The sequence below is a fragment of the Mesorhizobium sp. M1334 genome, from assembly GCF_040317995.1.
Lineage (GTDB): Bacteria > Pseudomonadota > Alphaproteobacteria > Rhizobiales > Rhizobiaceae > Mesorhizobium.
This window is the reverse complement of sequence record NZ_JAMYLM010000028.1, coordinates 19,066-46,024: the sequence shown is the minus strand read 5'-3', so window position 1 is coordinate 46,024 and position 26,959 is coordinate 19,066. Positions and strand designations below refer to the sequence as shown.

21 protein-coding genes are annotated in these 26,959 nt (G+C 62.7%); 10 read left to right on the top strand and 11 right to left on the bottom strand.

Features of this window, described 5'->3' with window-relative positions; genetic code table 11:
- Positions 1-106: 106 nt before the first annotated feature.
- On the bottom strand, positions 107-3,607 hold the full coding sequence (gene mfd / locus NKH17_RS29195) for a transcription-repair coupling factor (protein ID WP_352901372.1): 3,501 nt from the start codon (positions 3,605-3,607) through the stop codon (positions 107-109).
- 13 nt (positions 3,608-3,620) lie between these two features.
- Complete coding sequence (locus NKH17_RS29190; RefSeq protein ID WP_254820156.1) at positions 3,621-3,908, bottom strand: FAD assembly factor SdhE; 288 nt, start codon at positions 3,906-3,908, stop codon at positions 3,621-3,623.
- 91 nt (positions 3,909-3,999) lie between these two features.
- On the opposite strand from NKH17_RS29190, the gene recG reads away from it, so the two are divergent.
- Positions 4,000-6,108, top strand: coding sequence for an ATP-dependent DNA helicase RecG (gene recG, locus NKH17_RS29185; RefSeq protein ID WP_352901369.1), 2,109 nt, complete (start codon positions 4,000-4,002; stop codon positions 6,106-6,108).
- On the opposite strand, the gene NKH17_RS29180 is transcribed toward recG, so the two are convergent.
- The 4 genes from NKH17_RS29180 to NKH17_RS29165 all read right to left on the bottom strand — a co-directional run bounded on the left by NKH17_RS29180 (position 6,060) and on the right by NKH17_RS29165 (position 11,392).
- Positions 6,060-6,812 carry a DUF502 domain-containing protein gene (locus NKH17_RS29180; protein ID WP_352901366.1) on the bottom strand — a complete coding sequence of 251 codons (753 nt, stop codon included), beginning with the start codon at positions 6,810-6,812 and terminating at the stop codon, positions 6,060-6,062. The genes recG and NKH17_RS29180 overlap by 49 nt on opposite strands.
- A gap of 80 nt (positions 6,813-6,892) precedes the next feature.
- Positions 6,893-8,716, bottom strand: coding sequence for a glutamine--fructose-6-phosphate transaminase (isomerizing) (gene glmS, locus NKH17_RS29175; RefSeq protein ID WP_254820154.1), 1,824 nt, complete (start codon positions 8,714-8,716; stop codon positions 6,893-6,895).
- Between the two features lie 235 nt (positions 8,717-8,951).
- Positions 8,952-10,313: a bifunctional UDP-N-acetylglucosamine diphosphorylase/glucosamine-1-phosphate N-acetyltransferase GlmU gene (gene glmU / locus NKH17_RS29170; protein WP_352901363.1), complete on the bottom strand. Its 1,362-nt coding sequence runs from the start codon at positions 10,311-10,313 to the stop codon at positions 8,952-8,954.
- A 41-nt stretch (positions 10,314-10,354) separates the two neighbouring features.
- Entirely contained in the window at positions 10,355-11,392 is a 1,038-nt protein-coding gene (locus NKH17_RS29165) for an AraC family transcriptional regulator (RefSeq protein ID WP_352901360.1), read from the bottom strand.
- A gap of 129 nt (positions 11,393-11,521) precedes the next feature.
- On the opposite strand from NKH17_RS29165, the gene NKH17_RS29160 reads away from it, so the two are divergent.
- Positions 11,522-12,415, top strand: a complete 894-nt coding sequence (locus tag NKH17_RS29160) for an SDR family oxidoreductase (RefSeq protein ID WP_352901358.1) — start codon at positions 11,522-11,524, stop codon at positions 12,413-12,415.
- 23 nt (positions 12,416-12,438) lie between these two features.
- Here NKH17_RS29160 and NKH17_RS29155 read toward each other — a convergent pair whose 3' ends face one another.
- On the bottom strand, positions 12,439-13,185 hold the full coding sequence (locus NKH17_RS29155) for a cytochrome c biogenesis CcdA family protein (protein ID WP_254820150.1): 747 nt from the start codon (positions 13,183-13,185) through the stop codon (positions 12,439-12,441).
- A gap of 207 nt (positions 13,186-13,392) precedes the next feature.
- Between NKH17_RS29155 and NKH17_RS29150 the strand changes: the two genes are divergently transcribed.
- From NKH17_RS29150 to rpmG, 8 genes are all read left to right on the top strand, one after another.
- Positions 13,393-13,770 (top strand): COG4315 family predicted lipoprotein, encoded by a 378-nt coding sequence (locus NKH17_RS29150; RefSeq protein ID WP_352901355.1) that lies wholly within the window; start codon positions 13,393-13,395, stop codon positions 13,768-13,770.
- 446 nt (positions 13,771-14,216) lie between these two features.
- Complete coding sequence (gene topA / locus NKH17_RS29145; protein ID WP_352901352.1) at positions 14,217-16,832, top strand: type I DNA topoisomerase; 2,616 nt, start codon at positions 14,217-14,219, stop codon at positions 16,830-16,832.
- A gap of 6 nt (positions 16,833-16,838) precedes the next feature.
- On the top strand, positions 16,839-19,145 hold the full coding sequence (gene rnr / locus NKH17_RS29140) for a ribonuclease R (RefSeq protein WP_502910636.1): 2,307 nt from the start codon (positions 16,839-16,841) through the stop codon (positions 19,143-19,145).
- Complete coding sequence (locus tag NKH17_RS29135; protein ID WP_352508824.1) at positions 19,145-19,597, top strand: DUF983 domain-containing protein; 453 nt, start codon at positions 19,145-19,147, stop codon at positions 19,595-19,597. Before rnr ends, NKH17_RS29135 begins: the two co-directional genes overlap by 1 nt.
- 72 nt (positions 19,598-19,669) lie before the next feature.
- Complete coding sequence (locus tag NKH17_RS29130; RefSeq protein ID WP_352901349.1) at positions 19,670-20,404, top strand: NUDIX hydrolase; 735 nt, start codon at positions 19,670-19,672, stop codon at positions 20,402-20,404.
- Between the two features lie 16 nt (positions 20,405-20,420).
- A complete protein-coding gene (locus tag NKH17_RS29125) occupies positions 20,421-21,596 on the top strand; it encodes an MFS transporter (protein WP_352508826.1) in 1,176 nt (391 codons plus the stop codon).
- 110 nt (positions 21,597-21,706) lie between these two features.
- A complete protein-coding gene (locus NKH17_RS29120; protein ID WP_352650484.1) occupies positions 21,707-22,162 on the top strand; it encodes a YqfO family protein in 456 nt (151 codons plus the stop codon).
- Between the two features lie 119 nt (positions 22,163-22,281).
- Positions 22,282-22,449 carry a 50S ribosomal protein L33 gene (gene rpmG / locus NKH17_RS29115; RefSeq protein ID WP_006201775.1) on the top strand — a complete coding sequence of 56 codons (168 nt, stop codon included), beginning with the start codon at positions 22,282-22,284 and terminating at the stop codon, positions 22,447-22,449.
- Between the two features lie 169 nt (positions 22,450-22,618).
- On the opposite strand, the gene NKH17_RS29110 is transcribed toward rpmG, so the two are convergent.
- The 4 genes from NKH17_RS29110 to NKH17_RS29095 all read right to left on the bottom strand — a co-directional run bounded on the left by NKH17_RS29110 (position 22,619) and on the right by NKH17_RS29095 (position 26,955).
- Positions 22,619-23,686, bottom strand: coding sequence for an ABC transporter ATP-binding protein (locus NKH17_RS29110; protein ID WP_352806892.1), 1,068 nt, complete (start codon positions 23,684-23,686; stop codon positions 22,619-22,621).
- Between the two features lie 4 nt (positions 23,687-23,690).
- Positions 23,691-24,539: a carbohydrate ABC transporter permease gene (locus NKH17_RS29105; RefSeq protein ID WP_352508829.1), complete on the bottom strand. Its 849-nt coding sequence runs from the start codon at positions 24,537-24,539 to the stop codon at positions 23,691-23,693.
- Positions 24,539-25,462 carry a carbohydrate ABC transporter permease gene (locus NKH17_RS29100; protein WP_254820141.1) on the bottom strand — a complete coding sequence of 308 codons (924 nt, stop codon included), beginning with the start codon at positions 25,460-25,462 and terminating at the stop codon, positions 24,539-24,541. Before NKH17_RS29100 ends, NKH17_RS29105 begins: the two co-directional genes overlap by 1 nt.
- Before the next feature lie 215 nt (positions 25,463-25,677).
- Complete coding sequence (locus NKH17_RS29095) at positions 25,678-26,955, bottom strand: ABC transporter substrate-binding protein (RefSeq protein WP_254820140.1); 1,278 nt, start codon at positions 26,953-26,955, stop codon at positions 25,678-25,680.
- Positions 26,956-26,959: the final 4 nt, after the last annotated feature.

The window sequence follows — 26,959 nt, the reverse complement described above, 5'->3', positions numbered from 1 at the left end:
ACACGAAGCCGATTTCCTATTCTAGACCGGAATCTCAGCGCTGGCGAATGGCACGGCAGGGCGAAAGTACCAGCGCCGTCATGGTCCAGAGCACCAGCGATACCTGCTACGCCGCCGCCTTCTCCACCAGCCGTGCCAGCTGCGTCATGACAACCGCTGAGCCTGCCAGCCGCTTTTCGGGCGTCGGCCAGTCGCGGCTGAAGACGACGCTCTGGTCCGGCCGGATCTTGGCCAGCGAACCCTGTTCGCCGATGAGCTTGACCAGCCCGACCGGATTGGGGAATTCGCGCTTGCGGAAATGGATGACGACGCCTTTCGGTCCGGCATCGAGTTTTTCGACATTGGCCTTGCGGCAAAGTGCCTTGATGAAGACGATCTTCAATAAATGCTTCACCTCTTCCGGCAGCGGCCCGAAACGGTCGATAAGCTCCGCGCCAAAAGCGTCGATCTCTTCAGTGTTTTCGAGATCGCCAAGGCGGCGATAGAGCGCCAACCTGAGCTGCAGATCCGGGACATAGCTTTCCGGGATCATCACCGCTGTGCCGACGGCGATCTGCGGCGACCAGCCGCCGTCCTGCACCTCGCCGGAATCCTTCACTTCGGCCACTGCCTCCTCCAGCATCTGCTGGTAGAGCTCGAAGCCGACCTCCTTGATGTGGCCCGACTGCTCTTCGCCAAGCAGATTGCCGGCGCCGCGAATGTCGAGGTCGTGGCTGGCCAGCTGGAAACCGGCGCCTAGCGTATCGAGCGACTGCAGCACTTTCAGCCGGCGCTCGGCTGTATCCGTGAGCTTGCGGTTGGCGGGCAGCGTGAACAGCGCGTAGGCGCGCACCTTAGAACGGCCGACGCGCCCGCGCAGCTGATAGAGCTGAGACAGGCCGAACATATCGGCGCGGTGTACGATCAGCGTATTGGCGGTCGGTATATCGAGGCCGGATTCGACGATTGTGGTCGACAAAAGCACATCGTACTGGCCGTCATAGAAGGCGTTCATGATGTCGTCGAGTTCGCCGGGCGGCATCTGGCCATGGGCCACGGCCACTTTCAGCTCAGGCACGGATTCGCGCAGGAAATCATGGATTTCCGCGAGATCACTGATGCGCGGTACGACATAGAAAGAATGGCCGCCACGGTAGCGCTCGCGCAGCAGCGTCTCGCGGATGACCAGCGGATCGAAGGGGGAGATGAAGGTACGCACGGCCATGCGATCGACCGGCGGCGTGGCGATCAGCGACAGCTCACGCACCCCGGTCAAGGCAAGCTGCAGCGTTCGCGGGATCGGCGTCGCAGACAGCGTCAGAACGTGGACGTCGGTCTTGAGATCCTTCAGCCGCTCCTTGTGCTTGACGCCGAAATGCTGCTCCTCGTCGATGATCAGCAGGCCGAGATTCTTGAACGAGATCGAGGAGCCGAGCAGTGCGTGCGTGCCGATGACAATGTCGACTTGGCCTTCGGCGACGCCCTTCTTGGCCTCGGCCAGTTCCTTGGCGCCGACTAGCCGCGAGGCCTGGGCGACGCGGATCGGCAGGCCGGAGAAGCGCTGCGAGAAGGTCTTGAAATGCTGGCGCGACAACAATGTCGTCGGCACCACCACCGCGACCTGAAAGCCTTCCATCGCCGCGATGAAGGCAGCACGAAGCGCGACTTCGGTCTTCCCGAAGCCGACATCGCCGCAGATCAGCCGGTCCATCGGCTTTCCTGCGCCCAGATCATCCCTGACCGAATCGATCGCCGTTTGCTGGTCGTCGGTTTCCTCATAGGGGAAACGCGCTGCAAACTCGCCATAGAGGCCTTCCGCCGGCAGCAGCGCCGGTGCGGCCCGCATTTGTCGCTCGGCGGCGATGCGGATCAGCTGCCCGGCCATGTCGAGCAGGCGTTTCTTCAGCCGTGCCTTGCGCGATTGCCAGGCGCCGCCGCCAAGCTTGTCGAGTGTCGCCTCGGCCGAATCCGAGCCATAGCGCGACAGCAACTCGATGTTTTCCACCGGCAAGAACAGCCGATCGTCGCCGGCATAGTGGATTTCGAGGCAATCGTGCGGCGCACCGAGCGCCTCGATGGTGCGCAGCCCGATGAAGCGGCCAATGCCATGGTCGGCATGGACGACGATATCGCCTGAGGACAATGCCGAAGCCTCTGCGATGAAGTCGGACGCGCGCTTCTTGCGCTTCGAGCGCCGGATCAGTCGGTCGCCGAGAATGTCCTGCTCGGCGACGACGATCAGTTTCTCCGTCTCGAAGCCGGATTCGAGCGGCAGCACGGCCAGTCCCGCTTGCCCTGGCTCAAGCTTTTCGGCTTCGGCAAGCGTCGCCACCGGCCTCAGATTGCCAAGATGATGCTCGGCCAGGATTTGGCCGAGCCGGTCGAGCGAACCTTCAGTCCAGCCGGCGACGATGACACGGCGGCCTACAGCGCGCTCGTCGGAAATGTGTTTTACGACGACGTCGAAGACGTTGGCGTGAGGGTCGGCGCGCTCCTCGACGAAGCTGCGACCATGGCGCGCACCGGCATGGAACACCTTTTTCGCACCGGCATCGGGCGCATCGAAGGACGTGAAGTCTATCGCTTCGCGCGGGCCAAGCGAAGCAATCAGGTTCTCGGGCGACAGATAAAGCAAATCCGGCGACACCGGCTTGTAGGGCACGGCATCCTTCAAGGCGCCGTCGGCCTGTTTTTTGCGCGCCTCATAATGATCGAGGATCAGCGCATGGCGCTCGGCCAGTGCCTCATGCGCCAGATGATCAAACACCACGGGCGCATCCGGCAGGTAATCGAACACGGTTTCCAGCCGCTCATAGAAGAACGGCAGCCAGTGCTCCATGCCGGCAAACCGCCTGCCCTCGCTGACCGCCGCATAGAGCCCATCGTCGCGCGAGGGCGCGCCAAAGGCTTCGATGTAGGCGCGGCGGAAGCGGCTGATCGTCTCTGGCGTCAGCGCCACCTCGCTCATCGCCTGTAGCGCCATCGACTTGCGCTGGCCGGTGGTGCGCTGTGTTGCGGTATCGAAGACGCGGATCGATTCCAGCGTATCGCCGAAGAAATCGAGGCGCAGCGCCTCAGTCCAGCCGGGCGCGAAGAGATCGAGAATGCCGCCGCGCACCGCGAATTCGCCGATACCGCGCACCGTCGGCACTCGCTCGAAGCCGGAATTCTCCAGCCGCGACACCAGCACGTTCATGTCTATCTGGTTGCCCGGTTTGGCGTGGAAGGTCTGCGCCTCGACGAGTTCAGCCGGCGGAATGCGTTGCAACAGCGCATTCGCGGTGGTGAGGACGACGGCGCGGTGCGGCTTCTTCACCAGCGCAATCATTGCAGCCAGTGCATCGAGCCGCCTTGCGGCGGCATCGGCGCCGGGCGAGACACGGTCGTAAGGCAGGCAATCCCAAGCCGGCAGTTCCAGCACCGGCAGGCCCGGCGCGGCAAAGGCAAGCGCCTCGACGATCGCCGGCAGGCGCTGGCCGTCGCGGGCCACGAACAGCACCGGCTTGTCCGGTGCGATCTCGCGCGCAGCCTGCACCAGCGCAAAGGCTTCGTAGCCGTCGGCGACGCCATCGACAATGAACTGGCCGGCGCGGCCTTTCGGCAGACCGATCGTAGGAATAAGGCTCATGGCTACACGTTGTTCAGAAGGTCAGGGGCCGGCGCGAGGCCAGGATTTTTTGCAGGACGGCACAATCGATAGTCGCCGGGATCGGGCGCTCGCCGGTGACGATGGGCAGGAATTCGGTGTCGGGAATGTCGAGGAGCCTCTCATATTGGTCGATTTCGTCGCCGGTCAAGGCGCCGATCTCGGCATCGGCGAAGCTGCCGAGTATAAGGTCCATCTCACGCATGCCGCGGTGCCACGAACGAAACAGAAGCTTGCGGCGGCGGGCATCGAGGCCCTCGCTGGATCGTTTCGTTCCGGTCATCGTGCAACATCCTTGCCCAGGCGGCGCATATAGCGTGGATAGAAGTCGGTGTCAGCCTTGCGCTACGGCCGGCGCAACATAAGCTGACATCATGCGTCCCTCCCTCCTCGACCCTTTGTTTGTCCCGATCACATCGCTTGCCGGCGTCGGGCCGAAGGTTGGTGCGCTGATCGAGAAAGTCGTGACGGCCGACCTCGGCGACCGGACCGCGCGCGCCGGGGACCTCTTGTTCGTGCTGCCGCATACTGTCATCGACCGCCGCAACCGGCCGGGCATCGCTGGTTCGGCCGAGGGCGCCATTGTCACACTCGACGTACGCATCGACCGCCACCAGCCGCCCCCACGCGGCAACAGGTCGGTCCCGTACCGGGTCTACGCCCATGACGACACTGGCGAGATCGCGCTGACTTTCTTCCATGCCCATGCCGCCTATCTCGAAAAAGCAATGCCCGTAGGCGAGCATGTCGTCGTCTCAGGCCGCATGGAATGGTTCAACGGCCGCCCGACCATGGTTCACCCCGACCATATCGCACTTGCCGGCGACGCGGAAAACCTGCCGTTGGTCGAGCCGGTCTATCCGCTGACCGCCGGGCTCTCGGCCAAGGTGCTGCGTCGGGCCATCGGCCAGGCGCTGGGCCGCCTGCCGGTGCTGCCCGAGTGGCAGGACGGCGAGTTCTGGCGCCGCCACGCCTTTCCCGCTTTCGGCGATGCGCTCAACCGCATCCACCATCCTGCCGACCCGATCGACGTCTCTGTCGACGGCGCGGCATGGCGGCGCCTTGCCTATGACGAGTTCCTGGCCAGCCAGGTATCGCTGGCGCTGGTGCGGGCCAAGGTCCGCCGATTATCGGGCCGGCCACTCGTCGGCGACGGCCGCATAGTCGAACAACTGCGCGTGGCACTCCCCTATTCGCTGACCATGTCGCAGGAAATGGCGCTTGCCGAAATCAACGCCGATCTCGGTGACCCCGAACGCATGCTGCGCCTTTTGCAGGGCGATGTCGGCTCCGGCAAGACGGTGGTCGCGCTGCTTGCCATGGCGCGTGCCGTCGAGGCCGGCGGCCAGGCGGCATTGATGGCGCCGACCGAAATCCTGGCGCGCCAGCATCTGGCAACTATTGCGCCGTTGGCGGAACGGGCCGGCCTGCGCGTCGCCATCCTCACCGGCCGCGAAAAGGGCCGCGAGCGCGCCGACACGCTGACCGGGCTGGCCAATGGCGACATCGACATCGTCGTCGGCACCCATGCGCTGTTCCAGGAGACAGTGACGTTCCGTGACCTCGTGTTCGCCGTCGTCGACGAGCAGCACCGTTTCGGCGTCCACCAGCGCCTTGCCATTACCGCCAAGGGCGATGCGCCCGACATGCTCGTAATGACAGCAACGCCGATACCGCGAACGCTGGTGCTGACTGCATTCGGCGACATGGATGTGTCGAAGCTGACGGAAAAGCCGGCCGGCCGCCAGCCGATCCGCACCGTCACCTTGCCGCTTGAACGGCTCGACGAACTGATCGGACGCATGCTCGACGCTGTCGCCGATGACCAGAAAATCTACTGGATCTGTCCGTTGGTCGAGGAATCCGAGGAGATCAAACTGATGTCGGCCGAGGACCGTTTTGCCTCGCTGAAGCCGCTGTTCGGCGACCGCATCGGCCTGGTGCACGGCCGCATGAAAGACACCGACAAGGACGAGGCGATGCGCGCCTTTAAACAGGGCGACACCCGTATCCTGATCGCCACCACGGTCATCGAGGTCGGCGTCGATGTGCCTGATGCGACGATCATGGTCATCGAGCATGCCGAGCGCTTTGGCCTCGCCCAGTTGCACCAATTGCGCGGCCGGGTCGGGCGTGGCGACAAGCCTTCATCCTGCGTGCTGCTCTACAAGGACCCGCTTGGCGAGACGGCAAAACGCCGTTTGTCGGTGATGCGCGAGACCGAGGACGGTTTCCGTATCGCCGAAGAGGATCTGAAGCTGCGCGGCGAAGGCGAGTTGCTCGGCACCCGCCAGTCCGGCACGCCGGGCTTCCAGGTGGCGCGCATCGAGGTGCATGCCGACCTGCTTGAGGCCGCTCGCGACGATGCGCGGCTGATCCTGTCGCGCGATCCGGAACTGCAGTCTGAACGCGGCACGGCGCTGCGCCTGTTGCTCTATCTGTTCGGCCGCGACGAGGCCGTGCGGCTCCTGCGTGCCGGCTGAGGCATCGTGTCGAGCGGAGGATTGGCAAGCGCGCCGTGGATCTGCTCGCCGTTCACCGTCATCATTTTGACAGCTGGCGCCACCAGGCCGGCCGACACGATCAGCTTGGCTCCGTCCTCGATCGTCATGTCGAGCAATACGATGTCGGATTTCGGCACATACATCAGAAAGCCTGTCGTCGGGTTGGGCGTACACGGCATGAACACGGCAATCAGCGGATCGCCTTCCCGGTCGAGCTTCTGGTTGATCTCGGTTTCCTTCTCGCTGGCGACGAAGACAAGCGACCAGACCCCTTTGCGCGGATATTCGACCAACCCGACCTGGCGGAACATGTCGCCCTTGTTCGACAGCACGGTCTCGAAAATCTGCTTCAGCGAACGGTAGATGCCGCGCACCAGCGGCATGCGACCAAGCAGGCGCTCGCCGAAGTTGACGATGGCGCGGCCAACGATATTGGCGGTCATAAAGCCGATGAAAGTGATGAGGATCAGGGCAACGATCAGCCCAAAACCCGGCACTGGAAACGGCAGGTAGGTGTCCGGATTGTAGCGTACCGGAATGTAGGGTTTGACCCAGGAATCGACCCAGCCGATAAGCGACCAGGCAATGTAGGCGGTAATCGCGAGCGGCGCGCAAACGACGAAGCCGGTCAGGAAATAGTTTCTCAGCCGGGTCATGCCTGAGGTCTTGAGAGCATCCGACATGGTTCACCGCAGCGTGTGTTTGCAGCGCGACACTACTGAACCGGAAGGCGCTTTGGAATGGCGAAGTTTTTAAACGAGACCTATTCCACCGTTACCGATTTCGCCAGGTTGCGAGGCTGGTCGACGTCCGTACCCATGAAAACGGCGGTGAAGTAGGCGAGCATCTGGATCGGCAGCGCGTAGATGATCGGCGAGATGATTTCCGGCACGTCCGGCAAAACGATCGTCTCCATCGTCTTCACCGTAGCGTGCGCCGCGCCCTTGCCGTCAGTGATCAGGATAATCTTGCCGCCGCGCGCGGCCACCTCCTGCATGTTCGACACTGTCTTTTCGAAGATGCGGTCATGCGGGGCGATGACGATGACGGGCATGTTCTCGTCGATCAGCGCGATCGGGCCGTGTTTCAACTCGCCGGCAGCATATCCTTCGGCATGGATATAGGAGATCTCCTTGAGCTTCAGCGCACCTTCCATGGCCAGCGGAAAATTGGTGTCGCGGCCGAGATAAAGCACATTCTTGTAGTGCGAGAGGTCGCGCGCGATCTTTTCGATCTGCCCGTCGAGCTTTAGCACCTGGTTGGCATAACGCGGCGCTTCCGACAGCTCGCGTATCAGCGTTTTCTCGTGCTCATGCGAAATCGTTCCGCGCGCCACGCCGGCCCGCACCGCCAGCGAGGCCAGCACGGAAAGTTGGCAGGTGAACGCCTTGGTCGAGGCGACGCCGATCTCCGGGCCGGCCAATGTCGGCAGGATGACGTCGGATTCGCGCGCCATGGTCGATTCGCGCACATTGACGACCGCGCCGATCTTCATGCCAGCCTTGCGGCAGTAGCGCAGCGATGCCAGCGTGTCGGCGGTCTCACCCGATTGCGAGATGAAGAAAGCGGCATCGTTCTTCGACAGCGGCATCTCGCGGTAGCGGAACTCCGAAGCGACATCGATGTCGACCGGCAGCCGCGCATAGCGCTCGAACCAGTATTTGCTGATCAGCCCGGCGAGATAGGCGGTGCCGCAGGCCGAAATCGCCAGCCGGTCGATCTTGGCGAAATCGAACGGCAGAGCGAGCGGCTTCGAGGCGCCACCGACGAAATCGACATAATGCGCCAGCGTGTGCGAGATCACTTCCGGCTGCTCATGGATTTCCTTTTCCATGAAATGGCGGCGGTTGCCTTTGTCGACCATGAAGCTCGTGCTGAGCGACTGTTGGCGTTTGCGGTCGACCTTGTTGCCGCCCATGTCGAAAATATCGACCTCGTTGCGGCGCACTACCGCCCAGTCGCCGTCTTCCAGATAGGTGATCGAATTGGTGAACGGGGCAAGCGCGATGGCGTCGGAGCCGAGGAACATCTGGCCGTCGCCATGACCGACGGCGAGCGGCGGGCCATTGCGCGCGCCGACGATCAAATCCTCGTCGCCCTTGAACATGATGGCGAGCGCAAAGGCGCCTTCCAGCCGCTTCAGCGCCTTATGCGCCGCCTCGACCGGCTTCAGCCCCCTGGCCAGTTCGCGCGCCACCAGATGCGCGACGACTTCGGTATCGGTCTGTGAGGCGAAGCTGTAGCCGTCGCGCATCAGCTCGTCGCGCAATTCGGCGAAATTCTCGATGATGCCGTTATGGACGATGGCGACGCCGTCGGAAAAATGCGGATGCGCATTGCTCTCGTTCGGAACGCCATGCGTGGCCCAGCGCGTGTGGCCGATGCCGATCATGCCGTCGAGCGGTTCGTCCTTCAGCCGGCGCTCGAGATTGACCAGCTTGCCCTCGGCGCGGCGGCGGTCAAGCCTGCCGTGCTCGATCGTGGCGACGCCGGCCGAGTCATAGCCGCGATATTCGAGCCTTTTCAACGCATCGACGATAAGCGGCGCGACCGGCGAGTTACCGACAATTCCAACGATACCGCACATCGCGCCTGCCCCCGATTCCGACCTCAAACCCGGCGCCATTTAGAGACTGCCGGGCCGTCGCGAAAAATCACATTCCATTTCGTCCCGTATCAGCCGGACTATCCTGCACAGATGCACCATGACAGGGCGCACTTGCAATCCGGTTACTGCAATTGCTCAGTTTCTCCGCTTCTGTATCCTATCTCGGCCCAACGGCTCCAGAAATCAGTCAAAGACATGATCCCGCTCGTCGCGCCTACCCTTTTTTGCGGGCCGCCGCGGCCGAAGCAAACCGTTCGCGCAACTCCTTGCCCTTGCCGGGTAGAGTCCGCTGACGGGCGCGGCCGAAGGCCAGCGCATCGTCGGGTACGCTTTCGGTGATGACGCTGCCTGAGGCGATGTAGCCGTCCTTGCCGATCGACACCGGTGCCACCAGCGAGGAGTTCGAGCCGATGAAGGCACCCTCGCCGATATCGGTGAAGAATTTCGAATAACCGTCATAATTGCACGTGATGGTGCCGGCGCCAATATTGGCGCCTGCGCCGATGCGGGCATCGCCGATATAGGTCAGATGGTTGACCTTCGCGCCCTCCTCGACGATCGCCTGCTTCACCTCGCAGAAATTGCCGACCTTGGCTTTGTTTCTCAGATCGGCCCCGGGCCGCAGCCGCGCGAACGGCCCGACATCGCAATTCGACGCGATGGTGGCGCCTTCGATATGGCTGAAGGCATGGATCTTGGCGCCCGTCGCGATTTTCACGCCTGGGCCGAACCAAACATTGGGCTCGACAATCGTGTCGGCGCCGATCTCGGTGTCGTGCGAGAAGAACACGGTTTCGGGCGCAACCAGTGTCACCCCGGAAAGCATCGCTTCCTGCCGTCGACGCGCCTGCCAGATACCTTCCGCCTGGGCAAGCTCGGCACGGTTGTTGATGCCGAGCGCATTCTCGAAACTGGCTTCGGTGGCTACGACATCAAGTCCCTGCGCAGCGGCGATCTCGACGATGTCGGTGAGATAATACTCACCCTTGGCGTTCTTGCTGCCGACTTGATCGAGCAGCTTCAGCGCGTGCCTGCCGGCGACCGCCATCAGCCCGCCATTGCAGAAGGTGATTTTCTTCTCCTCGTCCGAGCAGTCCTTCTCCTCGCGGATGGCCACGAGCTTGCCGGCCTTTTCGATAAGCCGGCCGTAGCCCGAAGGATTTTCCGTACGGAAGCCGACCACGACGACGGCCGCACCTTCGGCCAGCTTCAGCCGCGCCGCCGCGAGCGCTTCCGGATCGATCAACGGCGTGTCGCCAAACATCACCAGGATGTCGTCATACCCCTTTGATATTGCTGCGCGCGCGGCAAGCACGGCGTGCGCGGTGCCAAGACGTTTCTCCTGGACGAAAGCTTCGGCCTTGGGCGCAAACTTGAGTGCGGCCTTGCGCATGTCATCGGCGCCATGGCCGATCACCAGCGCCAGATCGCCGCTGCCGGCGGCTTCGGCCGCCTTGACGACATGGGCAACCATTGGCAGGCCGGCGATTGTGTGCAGCACTTTCGGCACGGCACTCTTCATGCGCGTGCCTTCGCCGGCAGCGAGGATGATGGACAGGCAGGATCTCTGGCTCATGGGGACAGCAACCGTTGAAAGGGATCTGGAAAATCGGAGCGTTAGTAGCACCGGCGCCATGCTGCACCAATGCGGTTAAATTCCGGTGAGACGGTGGAACCTCCAACCCGTGACACGCTCAAGCCGATCGGCTCAGGCGGCTTCCGCCTCGTTGCGTGATGCGAAGCTGGGGCTCGGCCACGGCCGTATTGCCGTGGCGAACAGTTCATGACCCGCTTGAAGGCAGTGCTGAAGGCGCTTTCGGATTCGTAGCCGAGCGACAGCGCGATGACGGCGACGGGATCGCTGGAATTCGTCAGCCGATCCCCGGCCAGCAGCATTCGCCAGCGCGTCAAATAGTCCATCGGCGACGCGCCGACCGTCTCCTTGAATCTGAGCGCAAAGGTCGATCGCGACATGCCGGCCCGTTCCGCCAATTCCTGCAACGTCCAGCCATGCGCCGGATCGTCATGCATGGCGCTGATCGCCGCGCCCATCTGTTTGTCCGAGAGGGCAAAGAGCCAGCCGACGCCACCTTTCAATCCTTCTGAAAGATGCAGCCGCAACGCCTGAATAAGCATCATGTGAGCAAGGTGCTGGATCACCAGAAAGCCGCCCGGTTGTGGCTCGCGCAGCTCCTGCATCATCCGCTCCACCGACCAGCGCAGCGCCGACTTGTCCGACTCTTTGCGGATATGCACAATGGCTGGCAGCATCCGCAACAGGATGCCGGCATGATTGCCGCCAAGCGCGAAGCGGCTGCTGACCAGAAAGAAATCACCGCCGCCATTGTGGGTCACGACACCGCCGGCTCGCGCAGGCGGAAAAATCTTGATGGCTTCAACAGGCGACAAACTCATGTCGCTTGCAAGGCGGAAAGGCCGCCCACTCGGCAACAGGAAGCAGTCCCCCGTCTCAAGGCGCACTGCGTCGGCAACGCCTTCTACTGACAGCCAGCACCGGCCGGAGACCACCGCTCCGGTCTTGATGCTTTGCTGCTGGTCGGGGAACTGGATCGACCATTCACCACCTGCATCGAAGCCGGCCGACATATAGTTTCGCGGCTTCAGCAGCGAGAGCACATCTGAAAGAGGATCCACGTGTCATTCCGGACGATTGCGAAGATAATACGGACTTTACCGCATAGATCGTACTTCCTCAAGCGCCTATCACGACGTCATCGGGCCGCGAAAATGGTCGTGGTCAGAAACGAACAAGGACAAGTCGTGATGCGTGTTTTCGTGACCGGAGCGACCGGATTCGTCGGTTCTGCCGTCGTTCAAGAGCTTATCGGCGCCGGCCATCAGGTGCTCGGCCTCGCCCGCTCGGAGGCATCGGCCAAGTCGCTCGCCGCCACTGGAGCCGAGGTGCATCGAGGCGACCTCGAAGACGTGGAGAGCCTGCGCAGGGGCGCGGCAGCCGCCGATGCGGTTATCCACACCGGGTTCAACCATGACTTCTCGAAGTTCGCGCAAAACTGCGAGATGGACCGGCGTGCCATCGAGGTGATGGGCGGAGCACTCGAAGGCTCCGAGCGCCTCCTGCTCGTCACCTCGGGGACCGCGCTCCAGGCGCGGGGCCGTATCGCGACCGAGGAAGATGCGCCTGTCCCCTCTTCCGCTTCGTATCCCCGCGCCTCCGAAGCGACAGCCGCCGCGCTGGCGGCACGCGGGGTGCGCGCATCGGTTGTCCGCCTTCCTCCGTCGGTCCATGGCCAGGGCGACCACGCCTTTGTTCCTATTCTCATCGACCTCGCTCGCAGGAAGGGCGTGTCGGCCTATATCGGCGAAGGGCTCAATCGCTGGCCTGCCGTGCATCGGTTCGATGCCGCCCGCGTCTACCGCCTTGCGCTCGAGCATGGAGCCGGTGGCGCGCGATATCACGCGATCGCCGAAGAAGGCGTGCCGTTCAAGGACATCGCCGGCGTGATCGGCCGGCGCCTGAACGTGCCGGTCCTCGCCAAGTCCGCGGAAGAAGCCGCCGATCATTTTGGCTGGTTCGCGATGTTCGCGGCGATGGATGTCCCGACCTCGAGCGAACGGACCCAGGCGCTGCTGGGGTGGCAGCCGAGCGGACCTGGGCTGATCGCTGATATCGACCAGCCGGGCTATTTCGAAGGCTGAACAGACCGCGTCGGGCTACAAACCTAGCCCAATTGGCCCAGCACCGGAAAATTCTCGAGCAGCCAATATGACATCGTCTGCACGCCGCCGGTCAGGAAAAACACGCCGGCGACCACCAGCAGCGCGCCGATGGCTTTTTCGACGCGCCCGAGATGGACGCGGAATTTCGAGAGAAAGCGCATGAAGGCACCGGAAAACAGCGCAGCGATCAGGAACGGAATACCGAGGCCGAGTGAGTAGGCGGCAAGCAGCAGCGCGCCCTCGCCCACCGTCTCGCGGCCGCCGGCAAGCGTCAGGATCGGCCCCAGCACCGGGCCGATACAGGGCGTCCAGCCAAAGGCGAAGGCCAAGCCCATGACGTAAGCGGCGATCAGGCTGGCCGGCTTGCCTTGCGACTGGAAGCGCGCCTCGCGAGAAAGCAAAGGGATACGCAGTACGCCGAGGAAATTCAGCCCCATCAGGATGATCAGCACACCGGCCACCATTGCCAGCGGCTCTTGCCAGACCCGCAACAAATGGCCGATGGTCGAGGCGCCGGCGCCGAGCGCGACGAAGACGGTCGAGAAGCCGAGCACGAAGGCGATGGAGGAATTAACCAGCGCGCCTCGCGCACCGGCCTTTGCCGTAATGCCGGCCTCGCCGCGGAAATCGTCGACGGACACGCCGGCCATATAGCACAGGTAAGGCGGCACCAGTGGCAGCACGCAGGGGGACAGGAACGAAATTGCTCCCGCCCCGATCGCACTGACATAGCCGACGTCCAACGCCATTTCCGTCTCCAGATGACTGCACAGCCATATAGCCGCGACAACGTCCGTCCGCCAATCACCATCGCGTGGCCCCCATCACATTGGGTAGCAAGTCGACGCCGTCGCCTGGATCAATGGAAAACAGTGCGGGAAGAAAGGGCAGCCGGGCAGCGTTGACCAGAAGAAGCCGCGGTTCCGCGCGCTTTTCGAACATTCAGGGAGAGGTCCATGAAAACAATCGCAATTGGCATGGCGGCGCTTTTGCTCGGCACTGCCGGATCCTTCGCCGCCGAGGCGTGGAAGGAAGCGGAGGTCGGCGGCACCAAGATCTACACCGACGCCAGCGGCATGACGCTCTACACCTACGACAAGGACGAGGCCGGCAAGTCGAACTGTTACGACAAATGCGCCGCCAATTGGCCGCCGCTGAAGGCTGACGCCAACGCCAAGGCCGAGGGCGAATGGACGATCGTCGACCGCACCGACGGCACCAGGATGTGGGCCTACGAAGACAAGCCGCTCTACACGTTCATCAAGGACAAGAAGGCCGGCGACGTCACCGGCGAGGGTGTCGGCGGCGTCTGGCATATCGCCAAGGCCGACTAAGCCTTGAGCTTCTGATCCGCTGTAACAGGCGGTAACACGGCTGGTCGCTAGGAGCTTGACCCAACCGCCCCGGCGGCCAACTTTTCAGCACGCCAATTCCTTGCAACTATCCGGGCAAATGCCGGGCTACCGATTGCGCGCTTCACAGCATCTGTTCAAGCGGGGCTGGCGCGTGCTCGATGTTTCTCTTATATCCGCGGGAGAGTTTGTCCCGTTCTCCAGGATCAATTGCCGGGTTTGTCCAGCGATAGGCTGCTCATTTCCCTTGTCCAGGATTGCGGAAATCGCATGGCGCGCCGCTGGGTTGCGCATTCGGTGCAGGGCCGCATTTTGACTGCTTGGCCTTGACCGGATGCAAAAGCGCGGCCATGTGAGCGACACATTGAACGAGATTTCGTCGCGCGCAGCGGAATTCTTCTGCCGCATCACAATTGATATGAGACCGTATGGACGTCGTCGTCGTCGAATCGCCGGCCAAGGCGAAGACAATCAACAAGTACCTCGGCAAGAACTACAAGGTTCTGGCTTCGTTCGGCCATGTCCGCGATCTGCCGGCCAAGGATGGCTCGGTGCGTCCGGATGAGGACTTTGCCATGTCCTGGGCCGTCGACACCGCGTCTGGAAAGCGTCTCGCCGATATCGCCAAAGCGGTCAAGGACGCCGACGGGCTGATCCTCGCCACCGATCCGGACCGCGAGGGCGAAGCGATCTCCTGGCATGTCCTGGAAGTGCTGAAGCAAAAGCGCGCGTTGAAGGACAAGCCGGTCAGCCGCGTCGTCTTCAACGCCATTACCAAGGCGTCGGTGCTGGAGGCGATGGCCAATCCGCGCCAGATCGATGCGCCGCTGGTCGACGCCTATCTCGCCCGCCGTGCGCTCGACTATCTGGTCGGCTTCACGCTGTCGCCCGTGCTGTGGCGCAAACTGCCCGGCGCCCGGTCCGCCGGCCGTGTCCAGTCGGTGGCGCTGCGTCTGGTCTGCGACCGCGAATCCGAGATCGAGCGCTTCGTCCGCGAGGAATACTGGCAGGTCGCCGCCATTCTCGGCACGCCGCGCAAGGAAAATTTCGAGGCGCGGCTGACCACCTTCGAGCGCAAGAAGCTGCAAAAGCTCGACATTTCCAACAAGGCGCAGGCCGACGACATCAAGGCGATGCTCGAAGGCGCCAGCTTCAAGGCGGCGTCGGTCGAAGCCAAGCCGACCAAGCGCAATCCCGGGCCGCCCTTCACCACCTCGACGCTGCAGCAGGCAGCCTCGTCGGGTCTCGGCTTTTCGGCCAACCGCACCATGCAGGTGGCGCAGCGGCTCTATGAGGGCATGGAGATCGGCGGTGAGACCACCGGCCTGATCACCTATATGCGGACCGACGGCGTGCAGATGGCACCCGAGGCGATCTCTGCCGCACGCGATGCGATCGCCAAGGAATTCGGTGCCAAATACCTGCCTGAAAAGCCGCGCTATTATTCCGCCAAGGCCAAGAATGCCCAGGAGGCGCACGAAGCGATCCGTCCGACCGATTTCATGCGCACGCCGGCTTCCGTCAGGCAGTATCTCGACGCCGACCAGGCGCGGCTTTACGAGATGATCTGGAAACGCGCCATCGCCAGCCAGATGCAGCCGGCCGAGATAGAGCGCACCACGGTCGAGATCGAGGCCATCAACGGTTCGCGTACCGCCGAGCTTCGTGCTGTCGGCTCCGTTGTTCGCTTCGACGGCTTCCTTGCTGCCTACATCGAGCAAAAGGAAGAAGATTCGGAAGACGAGGAAAGCCGCCGCCTGCCCGAGATCCGTGCCGGCGAGCAGGTCACACGCGAGGCGATCAACGCCACCCAGCACACCACCGAGCCGCCGCCGCGTTATTCGGAAGCTTCGCTGATCAAGAAGCTGGAAGAGCTGGGCATCGGCCGGCCGTCGACCTATACGGCGATCCTGAAGACGCTCGAGGATCGCGATTACGTCACCATCGACAAGCGCAAGCTGGTGCCACAGGCCAAGGGCCGGCTATTGTCAGCCTTCCTCGAAAGCTTCTTCGAGCGTTATGTCGAGTACGACTTCACCGCATCGCTCGAGGAGAAACTCGATGAAATCTCCGACGGCAAGCTCGCCTGGAAGGACGTGCTGCGCGATTTCTGGAAGGATTTTTCCGGCGCCGTCGCCGACATCAAGGAGCTGCGGGTCACCGACGTCCTCGATGCGTTGAACGAGGAACTGGCGCCGCTGGTGTTTCCCGCGCGCGAAGACGGTTCGAACCCGCGCATCTGTCCGAAATGCGGCACCGGCAACCTGTCGCTGAAGCTCGGCAAGTTCGGCGCCTTCGTCGGCTGTTCGAACTATCCCGAATGCTCCTTCACCCGCCAGCTTGGCGACGCCGCCAATCCCAATGGCGAGAACGGCGGTGGCGAAGACGGCACCAAATTGCTCGGCAAGGACCCCTATACCGCCGAGGAGATCACGCTGCGCAATGGCCGGTTCGGCCCCTATATCCAGCGCGGCGACGGCAAGGATGCCAAGCGCTCCAGCCTGCCCAAGGGCTGGACTGCCGATTCGATCGATCATGAAAAGGCGCTCGCCTTGTTGTCGCTGCCGCGCGACGTCGGCAAGCATCCGGAATCCGGCAAGATGATTTCGGCCGGGCTGGGGCGCTACGGGCCGTTCGTGCTGCATGACGGCACCTACGCCAATCTCGACAGCATCGAGGACGTGTTCTCGATCGGCCTCAATCGCGCCGTCTCGGTGATCGCCGAGAAGCAATTGAAGAGCAAAGGCGGCCGCAATGGCGGCACAGCCGCTGCGCTCAAGGAACTTGGCGAGCATCCTTCCGGCGGCGGCAAGATCGTCGTGCGCGACGGCAAATACGGCCCTTATGTGAATTTCGGCAAGGTCAATGCGACGCTGCCGAAGGGCAAGGATCCGCAATCGGTGACGATCGACGATGCCGTGGCGCTCATTGCGGAAAAGGAAGCCAAGGGCGGCAATGGCGCCAGGAAGCCCTTCCGCAAAGCGGCCGCGCCTGCCAAGAAACCGGCTGCAGCCAAAAAACCGGCGGCCAGGAAAAAGGGATAGGACGGGTTGGCGCGCAAAGTCTCCGGAAGAAGCCACGGCGATCTGCGCACCGCCGATACCCGCGCCAAGGTCAGGGACAATTACCGGCCGTCACGCGACGAGATACTGCGTTACATCGCCGAAAATCCGGACCGCGCCGGAAAACGCGACATCGCCAAGGCGTTTGCGCTACGCGGCGAAGACCGTATCTGGCTGAAGGACGTCTTGCGCGACCTGCAGGATGAAGGCCTGCTGACCAAGGAGCGCAAGCGGCTCGCCCGTGTCGGCGCCCTGCCCCACGTCGCGGTGCTCGACATCTTCGGCCGTGACGCCGACGGTGTGCTGCTGGCGCACCCGACCGAAGCGATCGGCAATGGCGAACCTCCGGTCATAGCGATCCGCGTGTCGCGCGGCGGCAATGGGCCGACGCCTGGTATCGGTGACCGGGTGCTGGCCAAGACCTTCCCGACCGACGACCCGGCGGGCCCCGCCTATACCGGCCGGGTTATGAAGATATTCGAGAAGCGCACCGATGCGGTTCTCGGCGTTTTTCGCGTGCTGAAGGACGGCACGTTCCGCATCGAGCCGGTGGAAAGGCGCCAACCGGAGCTGGTCGTCGACAAGGAATTCCAGAACGGCGCCAAGAACGGCGACCTGGTCGAGGTCGAGCCGGCGCGGGCCTCCCGCTACGGGCTGCCGAGAGCCAAAGTTCTGGCGGTGTTGGGCTCGCTGACCAGCGAAAAGGCGGTCTCGATGATCGCCATTCACGCACACGACATTCCGCATATTTTTCCCGCCGACGTCATCGCCGAGGCGGAGGCGGTCAAGCCGGCGACGCTTGCCGGCCGCGAGGATTGGCGCGAGCTGCCGCTGCTCACCATCGATCCGTCCGACGCCAAGGATCATGATGACGCGGTGTTCGCCATGCCCGACACCGACGAAAAGAACGCCGGCGGCGTGGTTGTCACCGTCGCCATTGCCGATGTCGCTGCATACGTGCGCTATGGCACGGCGCTCGATCGCGAAGCGCTGAAGCGCGGCAATTCGGTCTATTTCCCCGACCGCGTCGTGCCGATGCTGCCGGAGCGCATCTCGAACGACCTCTGTTCACTGCGCGAGGGCCAGGATCGTCCGGCGATAGCGGTGCGGATGACTTTCTCGGCCGATGGCCACAAACTCAGACACTCGTTCCATCGCGTCATGATGAAGTCGGCGGCGAAACTCGCCTATCAGCAGGCGCAAGCGGCGATCGACGGCGCACCGGACGACACGACTGGCCCGATCCTCGATGCGGTGCTGAAGCCGCTATGGGACGCCTACGGGATCCTGAAGCGCGGCCGCGACACGCGCCAGCCGCTTGAACTCGATCTGCCCGAGCGCAAGATCCTGCTCAAGCAGGACGGCACCGTCGACAAGGTCGTCGTGCCGGAGCGGCTCGACGCGCACAAGCTGATCGAAGAGTTCATGATCCAGGCCAATGTCGCCGCAGCCGAGACACTCGAGGCGAAGCGGCAGGCGCTGGTCTACCGCATCCACGATGCGCCTTCGCTTGCCAAGCAGGAATCGCTGCGTGAATTCCTGCAGACGCTCGGCCTGTCGCTGGCGCGCGGCGCGCAGATGCGGCCGAACCAGTTCAACGGCATCCTCGCTCGCGTGCGCGGCGCCGACAATGAGGGACTGGTCAACGAAGTGGTGCTGCGCTCGCAAAGCCAGGCCGAATATTCGCCCGCCAATATCGGCCATTTCGGCCTCAACCTGAAGCGCTACGCGCATTTCACCTCGCCGATCCGTCGCTATGCCGACCTGATCGTGCATCGTGGGCTGATTGCCGCACTCGGCCTTGGTCCGGGGGGCCTGACGCAGGACGAGGCGGAGCGGCTGGAAGAGGTCTCGGCGCTGATTTCGGCGACCGAGCGGCGCGCGATGGCCGCCGAGCGCGACACGGTCGACCGGCTGATCGCCGCCTATCTCGCCGAGCGCATCGACGACCGTTTCGACGCCCGCATCTCGGGCGTCACCAAATCGGGCCTGTTTGTCCAATTGCCGCAGTATGGCGCGGATGGCTTCATTCCGGTTTCAACCCTGGGCGGCGACTACTATATATACGACGAAACTGCTCGATCGCTTTTCGGAGAACGCACCGGCAAGGGCTATCAGCTTGCTGATCGCGTCGAGGTTCGCCTGATCGAGGTGGCGCCGATGGCCGGCGCGATGCGTTTCGAGATGCTGACCGAGCCAAAGCCGCTGCCCGGCTCCAAACGGTCGTTCCACAAGGCCAAAGGCCGCGCCCGCGCGTCGCAATCGCGTCCAGGCTCGCGCGGCAGGAGACGGTAATGCCAACAGAACTGCAGATGGAAGAACGGGTTTTCGGCGGCGAACATCACTCGGGCCGGACCGCCCGGCCGCTATGGACGGCAATGAAGCGCGGGATGCTCGGCCGCTGCCCGCATTGCGGCGAGGGCAAGCTGTTTCGCGCCTTCGTCAAGACCGTCGACAAATGCAATCATTGCGGCGAGGAGCTGCACCACCATCGCGCCGACGACCTGCCGGCCTATCTTGTGGTGGTCATTGTCGGCCACATCGTGCTTGGCGCTTTCATGGGTGTCGAGGCGACTTCGACGCTGTCGACCTGGCAGCACATCGCCATCTGGGTGCCATTGACCATCATTCTCGCCGTCGTCCTGCTGCAGCCAGTCAAGGGCGCTGTCATCGGCTTGCAATGGGCGTTTTATATGCACGGCTTTGGCGGTGACGAAGATCTGATCGAGTCGCATCCCGAGGCTTGAAACCGAGGCTGGCGCAATCGGCATGGCTGGACGCCACTTTCCCATCGGAGAAGATTCCGCTAGGTCGAGCGCATGGACGTTGTGACCAAGGCGGAAGTCGACAAGGTTGAGCGGGTCGCGCTCGACGCCAAGCCTATACGCCCGCGCGACGCCGCGACGCTGATCCTGCTCGACCGCAAGGGCGACGAGTTCCTGGTGCTGATGGGCCGCCGCCACGCCCGTCATGCCTTCATGCCGGGAAAATTCGTGTTTCCGGGCGGCCGCACCGATCCGGCCGACAGCCACATCCCGACAGCCACCGCACTTCATCCCGACGAAGAAGCGAGATTGACCGCTGGCATCGGCCGCACCAGCCCGGCCCGCGCCCGCGCCATTGCCCTGTCGGCAATCCGCGAAACCTATGAGGAGGCTGGCCTGCTGATCGGCCAAAAAGGGGTCTTCGCAACCGCCAAGCGCGACTGGCAGGGCTTTGTCGAGCACGGCGTCATCCCATCACTGCAAGCGCTGCGCTTCGTCGCACGCGCCATCACCCCGCCCAACCGGGTGCGCCGGTTCGATACGCGCTTTCTCGCCGCATGGCGCGACGATGTCGCCGTGGAACTGCCGGATGGCGGTCCGACCAACGAATTGGAGGACGTCGTTTGGCTGCCGCTGGCCAAGGCCAGGCAAGCAGATATCCCAGACATCACGCGCACGGTCCTGGAGGGACTGGAAACCCGCCTCGCCCAGGATCCGCTGCTGAGCCCCGGCGGTCGCGTGCCGTTCTACCGGCTTGTCCGCAATCGCATCGTCCGCGAAATTCTCTAGAGCAGCCAGGCATTCCATGACAGTCGACATCCAGCCGCAGGGCAAGGAACGCGTACACTGGCTGCCGATGGTCGCGGCGATCTCGTCGATCAGCGTCGTCGGCATTGCCATCGGCCTCGGCATGCCGCTGCTCAGCGTGATTCTTGAAACGCGCGGCCACTCCGCGTCGATGATCGGCCTCAACACCGCGGTCGCCGGCCTCGCCTCGATCGCCGGCGCACCGCTCGCCACTCCGCTTGCCATGCGGTTCGGGGTCGCCTGGACAATGCTTGCCATGATTGCGGCCGGAGCGCTGGCCTTTGTCGGTTTCCATTTCGCGCCAGCTTTCTGGATGTGGTTTCCGCTGCGGGTCCTGCTGCATATCGCGCTGACGGTGCTGTTCATCCTGTCGGAATTCTGGATCAGCACCTCGGCGCCACCACACCGGCGCGGACTGGTCCTCGGCATCTATGCCACCGTGCTGTCTCTCGGCTTTGCCGCCGGGCCTTGGCTGTTCGCCCACCTTGGCAGCAGCGGTTTCCTCCCTTTCGGCGTCACCATCGCGCTGGTTACGCTGGCTGCCATACCGGTGCTGGCGGCACGCAACGAGAGCCCGACGATCGTCTCGGACGGCGAAACCAGCAATTTCCTGCGTTATATCTGGCTGGTGCCGACGGCGACCGCCGCCGTGCTGGTGTTCGGCGCGGTCGAGACCGGCGGCTTTGCGCTGTTTCCCGTCTATGGTAGCCGCATCGGCTACTCAGAGGCGGACGCAGCCCTTTTGCTCACCATGATCGGCCTCGGCAACGTGCTGTTGCAGATCCCGATCGGCATGATCAGCGACCGCGTCAGCGACCGCCGCTATTTGCTGATGGCTTGTGCCACCGTCGGGCTTGCCGGCACAATCTTCATGCCGTTCTTCGCGCAGAACTGGCATATGATGGCAGCGCTTCTGTTCGTCTGGGGCGGTGTGGTCGCTGCCATGTACACAATCGGCCTGGCGCATCTCGGCTCGCAGCTTTCCGGCCATGAATTGGCCTCCGCCAACGCCGCCTTCGTGCTCTGCTACGGCGTCGGCATGGTGCTTGGCCCGCAGGCAATCGGCATCGGCATGGACGCTTTCGGGCCGTCGGGCTTCGGTTGGGCGCTCGGCCTGTTCTTCGCCTGCTATATCGTGCTGGTCGGCACCAGGCTGCTCCGCAAAATCCTCTGAGTCGGTCCAGCTTCCGACATCGCTCCCACTGCTGACCAACTACTGACATAACCATGTCAGGAGGGCTCGAGTATATGCTCCCCCAAAGTGCATAAGCAGGGAGACCTCGGATGATCGATAGTGGCTTTGAAACGAAATCGCTGCGGATGGAATTGCTGCTGCTGGTGACCTTTCAGGCACCGGCAGCTGATGTCGATCGCATCATGGAAGCGGTGGTCGCGATCGCGCCGCTCAGAATGGGCAAATATGACAGCAATGCCTTTCAGTCGGCGGACGGCATCGAACGCTACCGGCCGCTTGAAGGCGCCGCCGCCGGCGCCGAGACGGAATTGCGCAGGCGGCCTGGGACTGTCGAGGTGTCGTTCGAACTGCCCGATGATCAGAAGCTCGCCGCTCGCGTCGTCGAAGCGATTTACCAGGTTCACAGCTATCAGGAGCCGGTGATCCGCATTCAGCCACTGCTTGCCAGCCGCTCCAAGGGTCTCGACGACCGCGCCAACCCGAACCGCTGGTGGAACACGACGGGCGATTGGAAGAAGGTGTTGCCAGTCACGGAAGACGCATGAGCCTGGACAAGGGTTGACTTTCCGGGCGCGTTCTTTATGTGTCGCGGCAAGTTTCCCGCGTCCGGGTGTTTCCCGTGCTCCAGCGGCCAAAACTCCACGAACATTAACGGACGAACATCATGGCCAAAGCCGCAAACATCAAGATCAAGCTTCTGTCGACCGCCGACACCGGTTTCTTCTACGTGACCAGCAAGAACAGCCGCACCAAGACGGACAAGCTGTCGTTCCGCAAATACGACCCGGTCGCCAAGAAGCACGTCGAATTCAAGGAAACCAAGATTAAGTAATCGGGTTTCTCTCGCAGTACTGAAACGCCGCCTTCCGGGCGGCGTTTTTCGTTTCGGGAATTCAGGACTACAGCATTTTGCAGCCAAATGGAATCATTTGGCGTCCGCATAAATGCGGCAAAACAGATAGTTAGAGCGAGTTACCGGTTCCAAGAGAACCGGAACGGCTCTAGTCGATGCGATCGCCGCTTGCCGGATCGAACAGATGCAGCGACGCCGGATCAGCCGACAGGCGCACACCCTCACCCGGTTTCACGCTGGCCCGGCCCATGGCAAACACGCAGACCTGCTGGCCGGCAAGCCTGGTATAGAACTGGGTCGACAAGCCGAGCGGCTCCACCACGCCCACCTCGCTTTTCAGCGCGCCATTGTCGGCGAGCCGGATATGCTCGGGCCGCAAGCCTACGGTGATCGCATCGCCATCCCTGAGCGGCAGGCCGTCGGGCAGCCTCAGCTTCTGGCCGTCGGCCAGGATGGCATCCGGCCCGGCGCCCTTTTCAACCACGGCAGGCAGAAAATTCATGCCGGGCGAGCCGATGAACCCGGCGACGAACATGTTGACCGGCCGGTCGTACAGATCGAGCGGCGCGCCGACCTGCTGGACTAGGCCGTCATGCATGACGACGATACGGTCGGCCATTGTCATCGCTTCGGTCTGGTCATGGGTGACATAGACCGAAGTGGTCTTCAATTGCTGGTGCAGCGCCTTTATCTCGGCACGCATGTGGACGCGCAGCTTGGCGTCGAGGTTCGAAAGCGGCTCGTCGAAGAGAAAGACCTTCGGGTCGCGCACGATGGCCCGCCCCATGGCGACGCGCTGGCGCTGGCCGCCGGACAATTGCCGCGGCAGGCGTTGCAGAAGGGCATCGAGCCCGAGCCGCTTGGCGGCGGCGTCCACCCTTGCTTCGATAGCTGGCTTGCCGGCCTTCCTCAACATCAGGCTGAAGCCCATGTTCTTCGACACGTCCATATGCGGATAGAGCGCGTATGACTGAAACACCATGGCGATGTCGCGGTCCTTTGGCGCGATGTCGTTAACCAGGCGCTCGCCAATATGGATCTCGCCGCCGGAGACCTCCTCCAGCCCGGCGATCATGCGCAGCAGGGTCGATTTCCCGCAGCCGGACGGGCCGACCAGGACCACGAACTCGCCGTCGGCGATTTCGAGATCGACCGCGTGCAGGACGCGCACGGCTCCATAGTCTTTGCGGACTTTGTCGAGTGTGACGGAGGCCATCGATCTATCCCTTGACGGCGCCGGCGGTAAGGCCGGTGACGAGGTAACGTTGCAGGAAGGCAAAGAAGACGCAGACGGGGATCAGCGCCAGGATGGAAGCCGCCATCATTTGTCCCCAGTCGACCGCGAATTTGCCGATGTAGGTGAGCAAGCCGACCGCGAAAGTCTTCTGCTCGTCGCTGGAAATCAGCATCAGCGCAAACAGCAACTCGCTCCACGCGGCGGTAAAGACGAAGCCAAGCGTCGCCCCCATGCCGGGCAGCGTCAGCGGCACGATCACCTTGCGCATCGCCTGCAGGCGCGTGCAGCCGTCGATCATCGCTGCCTCTTCCAGGTCTCGCGGGATGCCGTCGAAGAACGACTGCATCAGGAAGGTTGCAAAGGCTGTATTGAAGGCGGTGTAGATGATGACGAGGCCGGTCAGGCTGTTGATGAGACCGATCTGCCCCATGATGCGGTAGATCGGCGGAATGACCATCACCAGCGGGAAAGTCTGGGTGAGCAAAAGCAGGATAGCCAGGGTCGCCTTGCCGCGGAACGAAAAACGCGACATGGCGTAGCCGGCAAGCGTGGCAATGACCGTTACGAAGGCAGCCGTCGACACCGAAACGATAACGCTGTTTAGGAAATAGCGCGGAAAATCGGTGGCTTCGAGCACGGTGACGAAGTTCTGCAGCGTCGTTTGCGACGGCCAGAAAGTGATGCCTTCGGAATAGAGCAGCCGCTCCGGCGTGACCGAGATCTTCAACGTCCAGAAGATCGGGAACAGCGCGAAGGCCATGTAGGCTCCGATCGCGCCGTAAAGGCCGATGCCGCCGAGAACGCGCGAGGAGACGGAGCGTCCGGCAATCATCAGACGTGCCTTACCAGCGAACGGCGGATGCCGATCAGCGCAACCGCATAGACGATGAGCAGCACAAGCAGCAGCACCGCCACAGCGGAGGCATAGCCCTTGTCCAGCGACTTGAACGCGCTGACGTAGATATAGACCGGCACCGTGGCCGTCGAACCGGCAGGCCCGCCTTCAGTCATGACGAAGATCAGGTCGGCGAAGGTGGCGATCCATATCGTGCGCAGCATGACGGTAATGACGATGGTTGGCGCCAGGAACGGCAACGTCACCTTGGTAAAGCGTTGCCACGGCGAGGCGCCGTCGATGGCCGCCGCCTCATGCAGTTCTGACGGGATCGACTTCAACGCCGCCAAAAGCGTGATGGCAAAAAAGGGAATGCCGAACCAGACATTGGCGACGATCGGTCCCCACATGGCTGTCGAGGGATCGGAGAGCACGTTGGTTGGCTCGGTCTTCAGCCCCGAGGCGTAGAGCCAATGCGGCAGCGGCCCGATGATCGGGTTGAACAGCCAGGCCCAGGTCAGGCCCGAGAGGAAGGACGGCACCGCCCAGGGCAGGAACACCACCGCCTGCACGATCTTTCTGCCCCGGAACGGCGTGTCTAGCAGCAGCGCCAGGCCAAGGCCGAGGAAGAACTGGAAGAACAGGCTGGCTGCCGTCCACCACAGCGTGTTGACGAGCGCCTGCCCGAGCACGGGATCCGACAGCATCGCCTGATACTGCCCAAGTCCGACATATTCGGATTTGAAAGCGGAGAATTTGCGGAACGAGTAACCGATACCGATAACCAGCGGCACCAGCAGCACGACGACCAGCAGCACGATCGCCGGGCTGAGATAAAGCCAGGGCTCGATTGCGGCATGGGATAGCCGCTTTTTTCGCGGCCTGCCGACGGATCGTATTTCGGACACGGCGTAGGTCATGGGTGCTGGATTGTCTCCTGGGGCAAGCATGGGCTGGCGACAGCGCCTTTCCCGTTTACGGGGAGATGCCGGTCCACCCTCCGCAGCTGCAGCGCAGCTGCTGCGGGGGACGGGCAGGCAGATGAGAGGCAACACGAGCCACGACGGGTTGGCGCCGCCCCTCATCCGTCACTTTGTGATACCTTCTCCGCGTGAACGGGGAGAAGGGAGGAAAGCTATTTCTTGTTCTTGGCCATCCAGTCCTGCTGTTCCTTGGTCAGGAACTTGGCCCATTCGTCGGCCACGTCCTTTGCCGCCTTCTGACCAAGCAGCACTTCCTGAAAATTCTTGATCGCTACCTGGTCGACGAAATTGCCGAGATTTTCCAGATGCGTCGGAGGCGTCACCATCTCGTATTTGTCGCCGTTGTTCAGTTCCTCGAACCAGCCTTTGAACTGCTCGGTCCTGAAGTGAGCATCCTGGTCGGCGCCATTGTGGATTGGAATGACTCCGACTTCCTTTGCCCATTCCAGATTGTCCTTGGGCGACAAAAGCGTTGCCATCAGCTTCCAGGCATCGTCCTTGTGCTGGGAATTGGCGAACATCGCCCAGCCGGCATAACCGAGCGTCGGATAGGATTTGCCGCTCGGCCCGACTGGCATCGGCGCCACGGCGAAGTCGTCGGCGCTCATCTTGTCGGCGATGCCGAGCAGCGCGTCGGGATCCTGGTTCAGCATGGCGCAGGTGCCGCTATAGAACCCGGTGACGGTCTCGTTAAAACCCCAGCTCACCGCGTCCTTAGGCGCCAGGCCGTTCTTGTACATGTCGGCGAGCATCTGCAGGCCCTTGACCGAGCCTTCCTCGTTGATGGTCGAGGTGCCGTCCTCGTTGAAATAGCCGCCCTTGCCCGCGGCAATGTTCATGAACATGTGCATGCCGTTGAAGGCGCCAGGGCCGCCGCGCAGGCAGTAGCCGTATTTGCCTGGTATCGCGGAGATCTTCTTGGAGTCCTCGACGAACTCGTCGAGCGTCGCCGGCGGACCGTCCAGACCAGCCTCCTTGAACAGCTTCTTGTTCCAGAACAGCGCGTTCAGGTAATAACCGTAAGGGATCATGTACTGCTTGTTGTCGACCGTCGAGCCGAACTGCTTGGCACGCTCGCCCAGCGTTTTGGCATCGTCCCATTTGGCCATGTATGGCCCGAGATCCTCGAGCTGGCCATTGGTCGCATAGAGGCCCATCCAGCGTTCCGGCATCTCGACGATGTCGGGCGTGTCGCCGGCCTGCACCATGGTAAGGAACTTCTCGAACGCCTGGCCCCAGGGCAGCGATACCAGCTCGACCTTGACACCCGGATTGGCCGCCTCGAACTCGGCGATCTGTTTCTTGAGGAATTCGGTACGCGGCGGGCTGGTGATGACCTCGACCATCTTGACCGTGGAATCGGCCAGCACGCTGCCGGCGGAAATCGCCAGACCTGCGACGGCACCAAGAAGGATGCTCAGTTTTTTCATGTTC

Excerpts from the sequence above, each read along its gene's own strand:
- rpmG (WP_006201775.1), top strand. The coding sequence starts at position 22,282 with ATGGCCAAAGCCGCAAACATCAAGATCAAGCTTCTGTCGACCGCCGAC.
- NKH17_RS29190 (WP_254820156.1), bottom strand. The coding sequence starts at position 3,908 with ATGACCGGAACGAAACGATCCAGCGAGGGCCTCGATGCCCGCCGCCGC.
- NKH17_RS29100 (WP_254820141.1), bottom strand. The coding sequence starts at position 25,462 with ATGACCTACGCCGTGTCCGAAATACGATCCGTCGGCAGGCCGCGAAAA.
- NKH17_RS29120 (WP_352650484.1), top strand. The coding sequence starts at position 21,707 with ATGATCGATAGTGGCTTTGAAACGAAATCGCTGCGGATGGAATTGCTG.
- NKH17_RS29110 (WP_352806892.1), bottom strand. The coding sequence starts at position 23,686 with ATGGCCTCCGTCACACTCGACAAAGTCCGCAAAGACTATGGAGCCGTG.
- glmU (WP_352901363.1), bottom strand. The coding sequence starts at position 10,313 with ATGAGCCAGAGATCCTGCCTGTCCATCATCCTCGCTGCCGGCGAAGGC.
- NKH17_RS29135 (WP_352508824.1), top strand. The coding sequence starts at position 19,145 with ATGCCAACAGAACTGCAGATGGAAGAACGGGTTTTCGGCGGCGAACAT.
- NKH17_RS29180 (WP_352901366.1), bottom strand. The coding sequence starts at position 6,812 with ATGTCGGATGCTCTCAAGACCTCAGGCATGACCCGGCTGAGAAACTAT.
- NKH17_RS29130 (WP_352901349.1), top strand. The coding sequence starts at position 19,670 with ATGGACGTTGTGACCAAGGCGGAAGTCGACAAGGTTGAGCGGGTCGCG.
- NKH17_RS29095 (WP_254820140.1), bottom strand. The coding sequence starts at position 26,955 with ATGAAAAAACTGAGCATCCTTCTTGGTGCCGTCGCAGGTCTGGCGATT.
- NKH17_RS29125 (WP_352508826.1), top strand. The coding sequence starts at position 20,421 with ATGACAGTCGACATCCAGCCGCAGGGCAAGGAACGCGTACACTGGCTG.
- NKH17_RS29155 (WP_254820150.1), bottom strand. The coding sequence starts at position 13,185 with ATGGCGTTGGACGTCGGCTATGTCAGTGCGATCGGGGCGGGAGCAATT.
- topA (WP_352901352.1), top strand. The coding sequence starts at position 14,217 with ATGGACGTCGTCGTCGTCGAATCGCCGGCCAAGGCGAAGACAATCAAC.
- recG (WP_352901369.1), top strand. The coding sequence starts at position 4,000 with ATGCGTCCCTCCCTCCTCGACCCTTTGTTTGTCCCGATCACATCGCTT.
- NKH17_RS29150 (WP_352901355.1), top strand. The coding sequence starts at position 13,393 with ATGAAAACAATCGCAATTGGCATGGCGGCGCTTTTGCTCGGCACTGCC.
- mfd (WP_352901372.1), bottom strand. The coding sequence starts at position 3,607 with ATGAGCCTTATTCCTACGATCGGTCTGCCGAAAGGCCGCGCCGGCCAG.
- NKH17_RS29105 (WP_352508829.1), bottom strand. The coding sequence starts at position 24,539 with ATGATTGCCGGACGCTCCGTCTCCTCGCGCGTTCTCGGCGGCATCGGC.
- NKH17_RS29160 (WP_352901358.1), top strand. The coding sequence starts at position 11,522 with ATGCGTGTTTTCGTGACCGGAGCGACCGGATTCGTCGGTTCTGCCGTC.
- glmS (WP_254820154.1), bottom strand. The coding sequence starts at position 8,716 with ATGTGCGGTATCGTTGGAATTGTCGGTAACTCGCCGGTCGCGCCGCTT.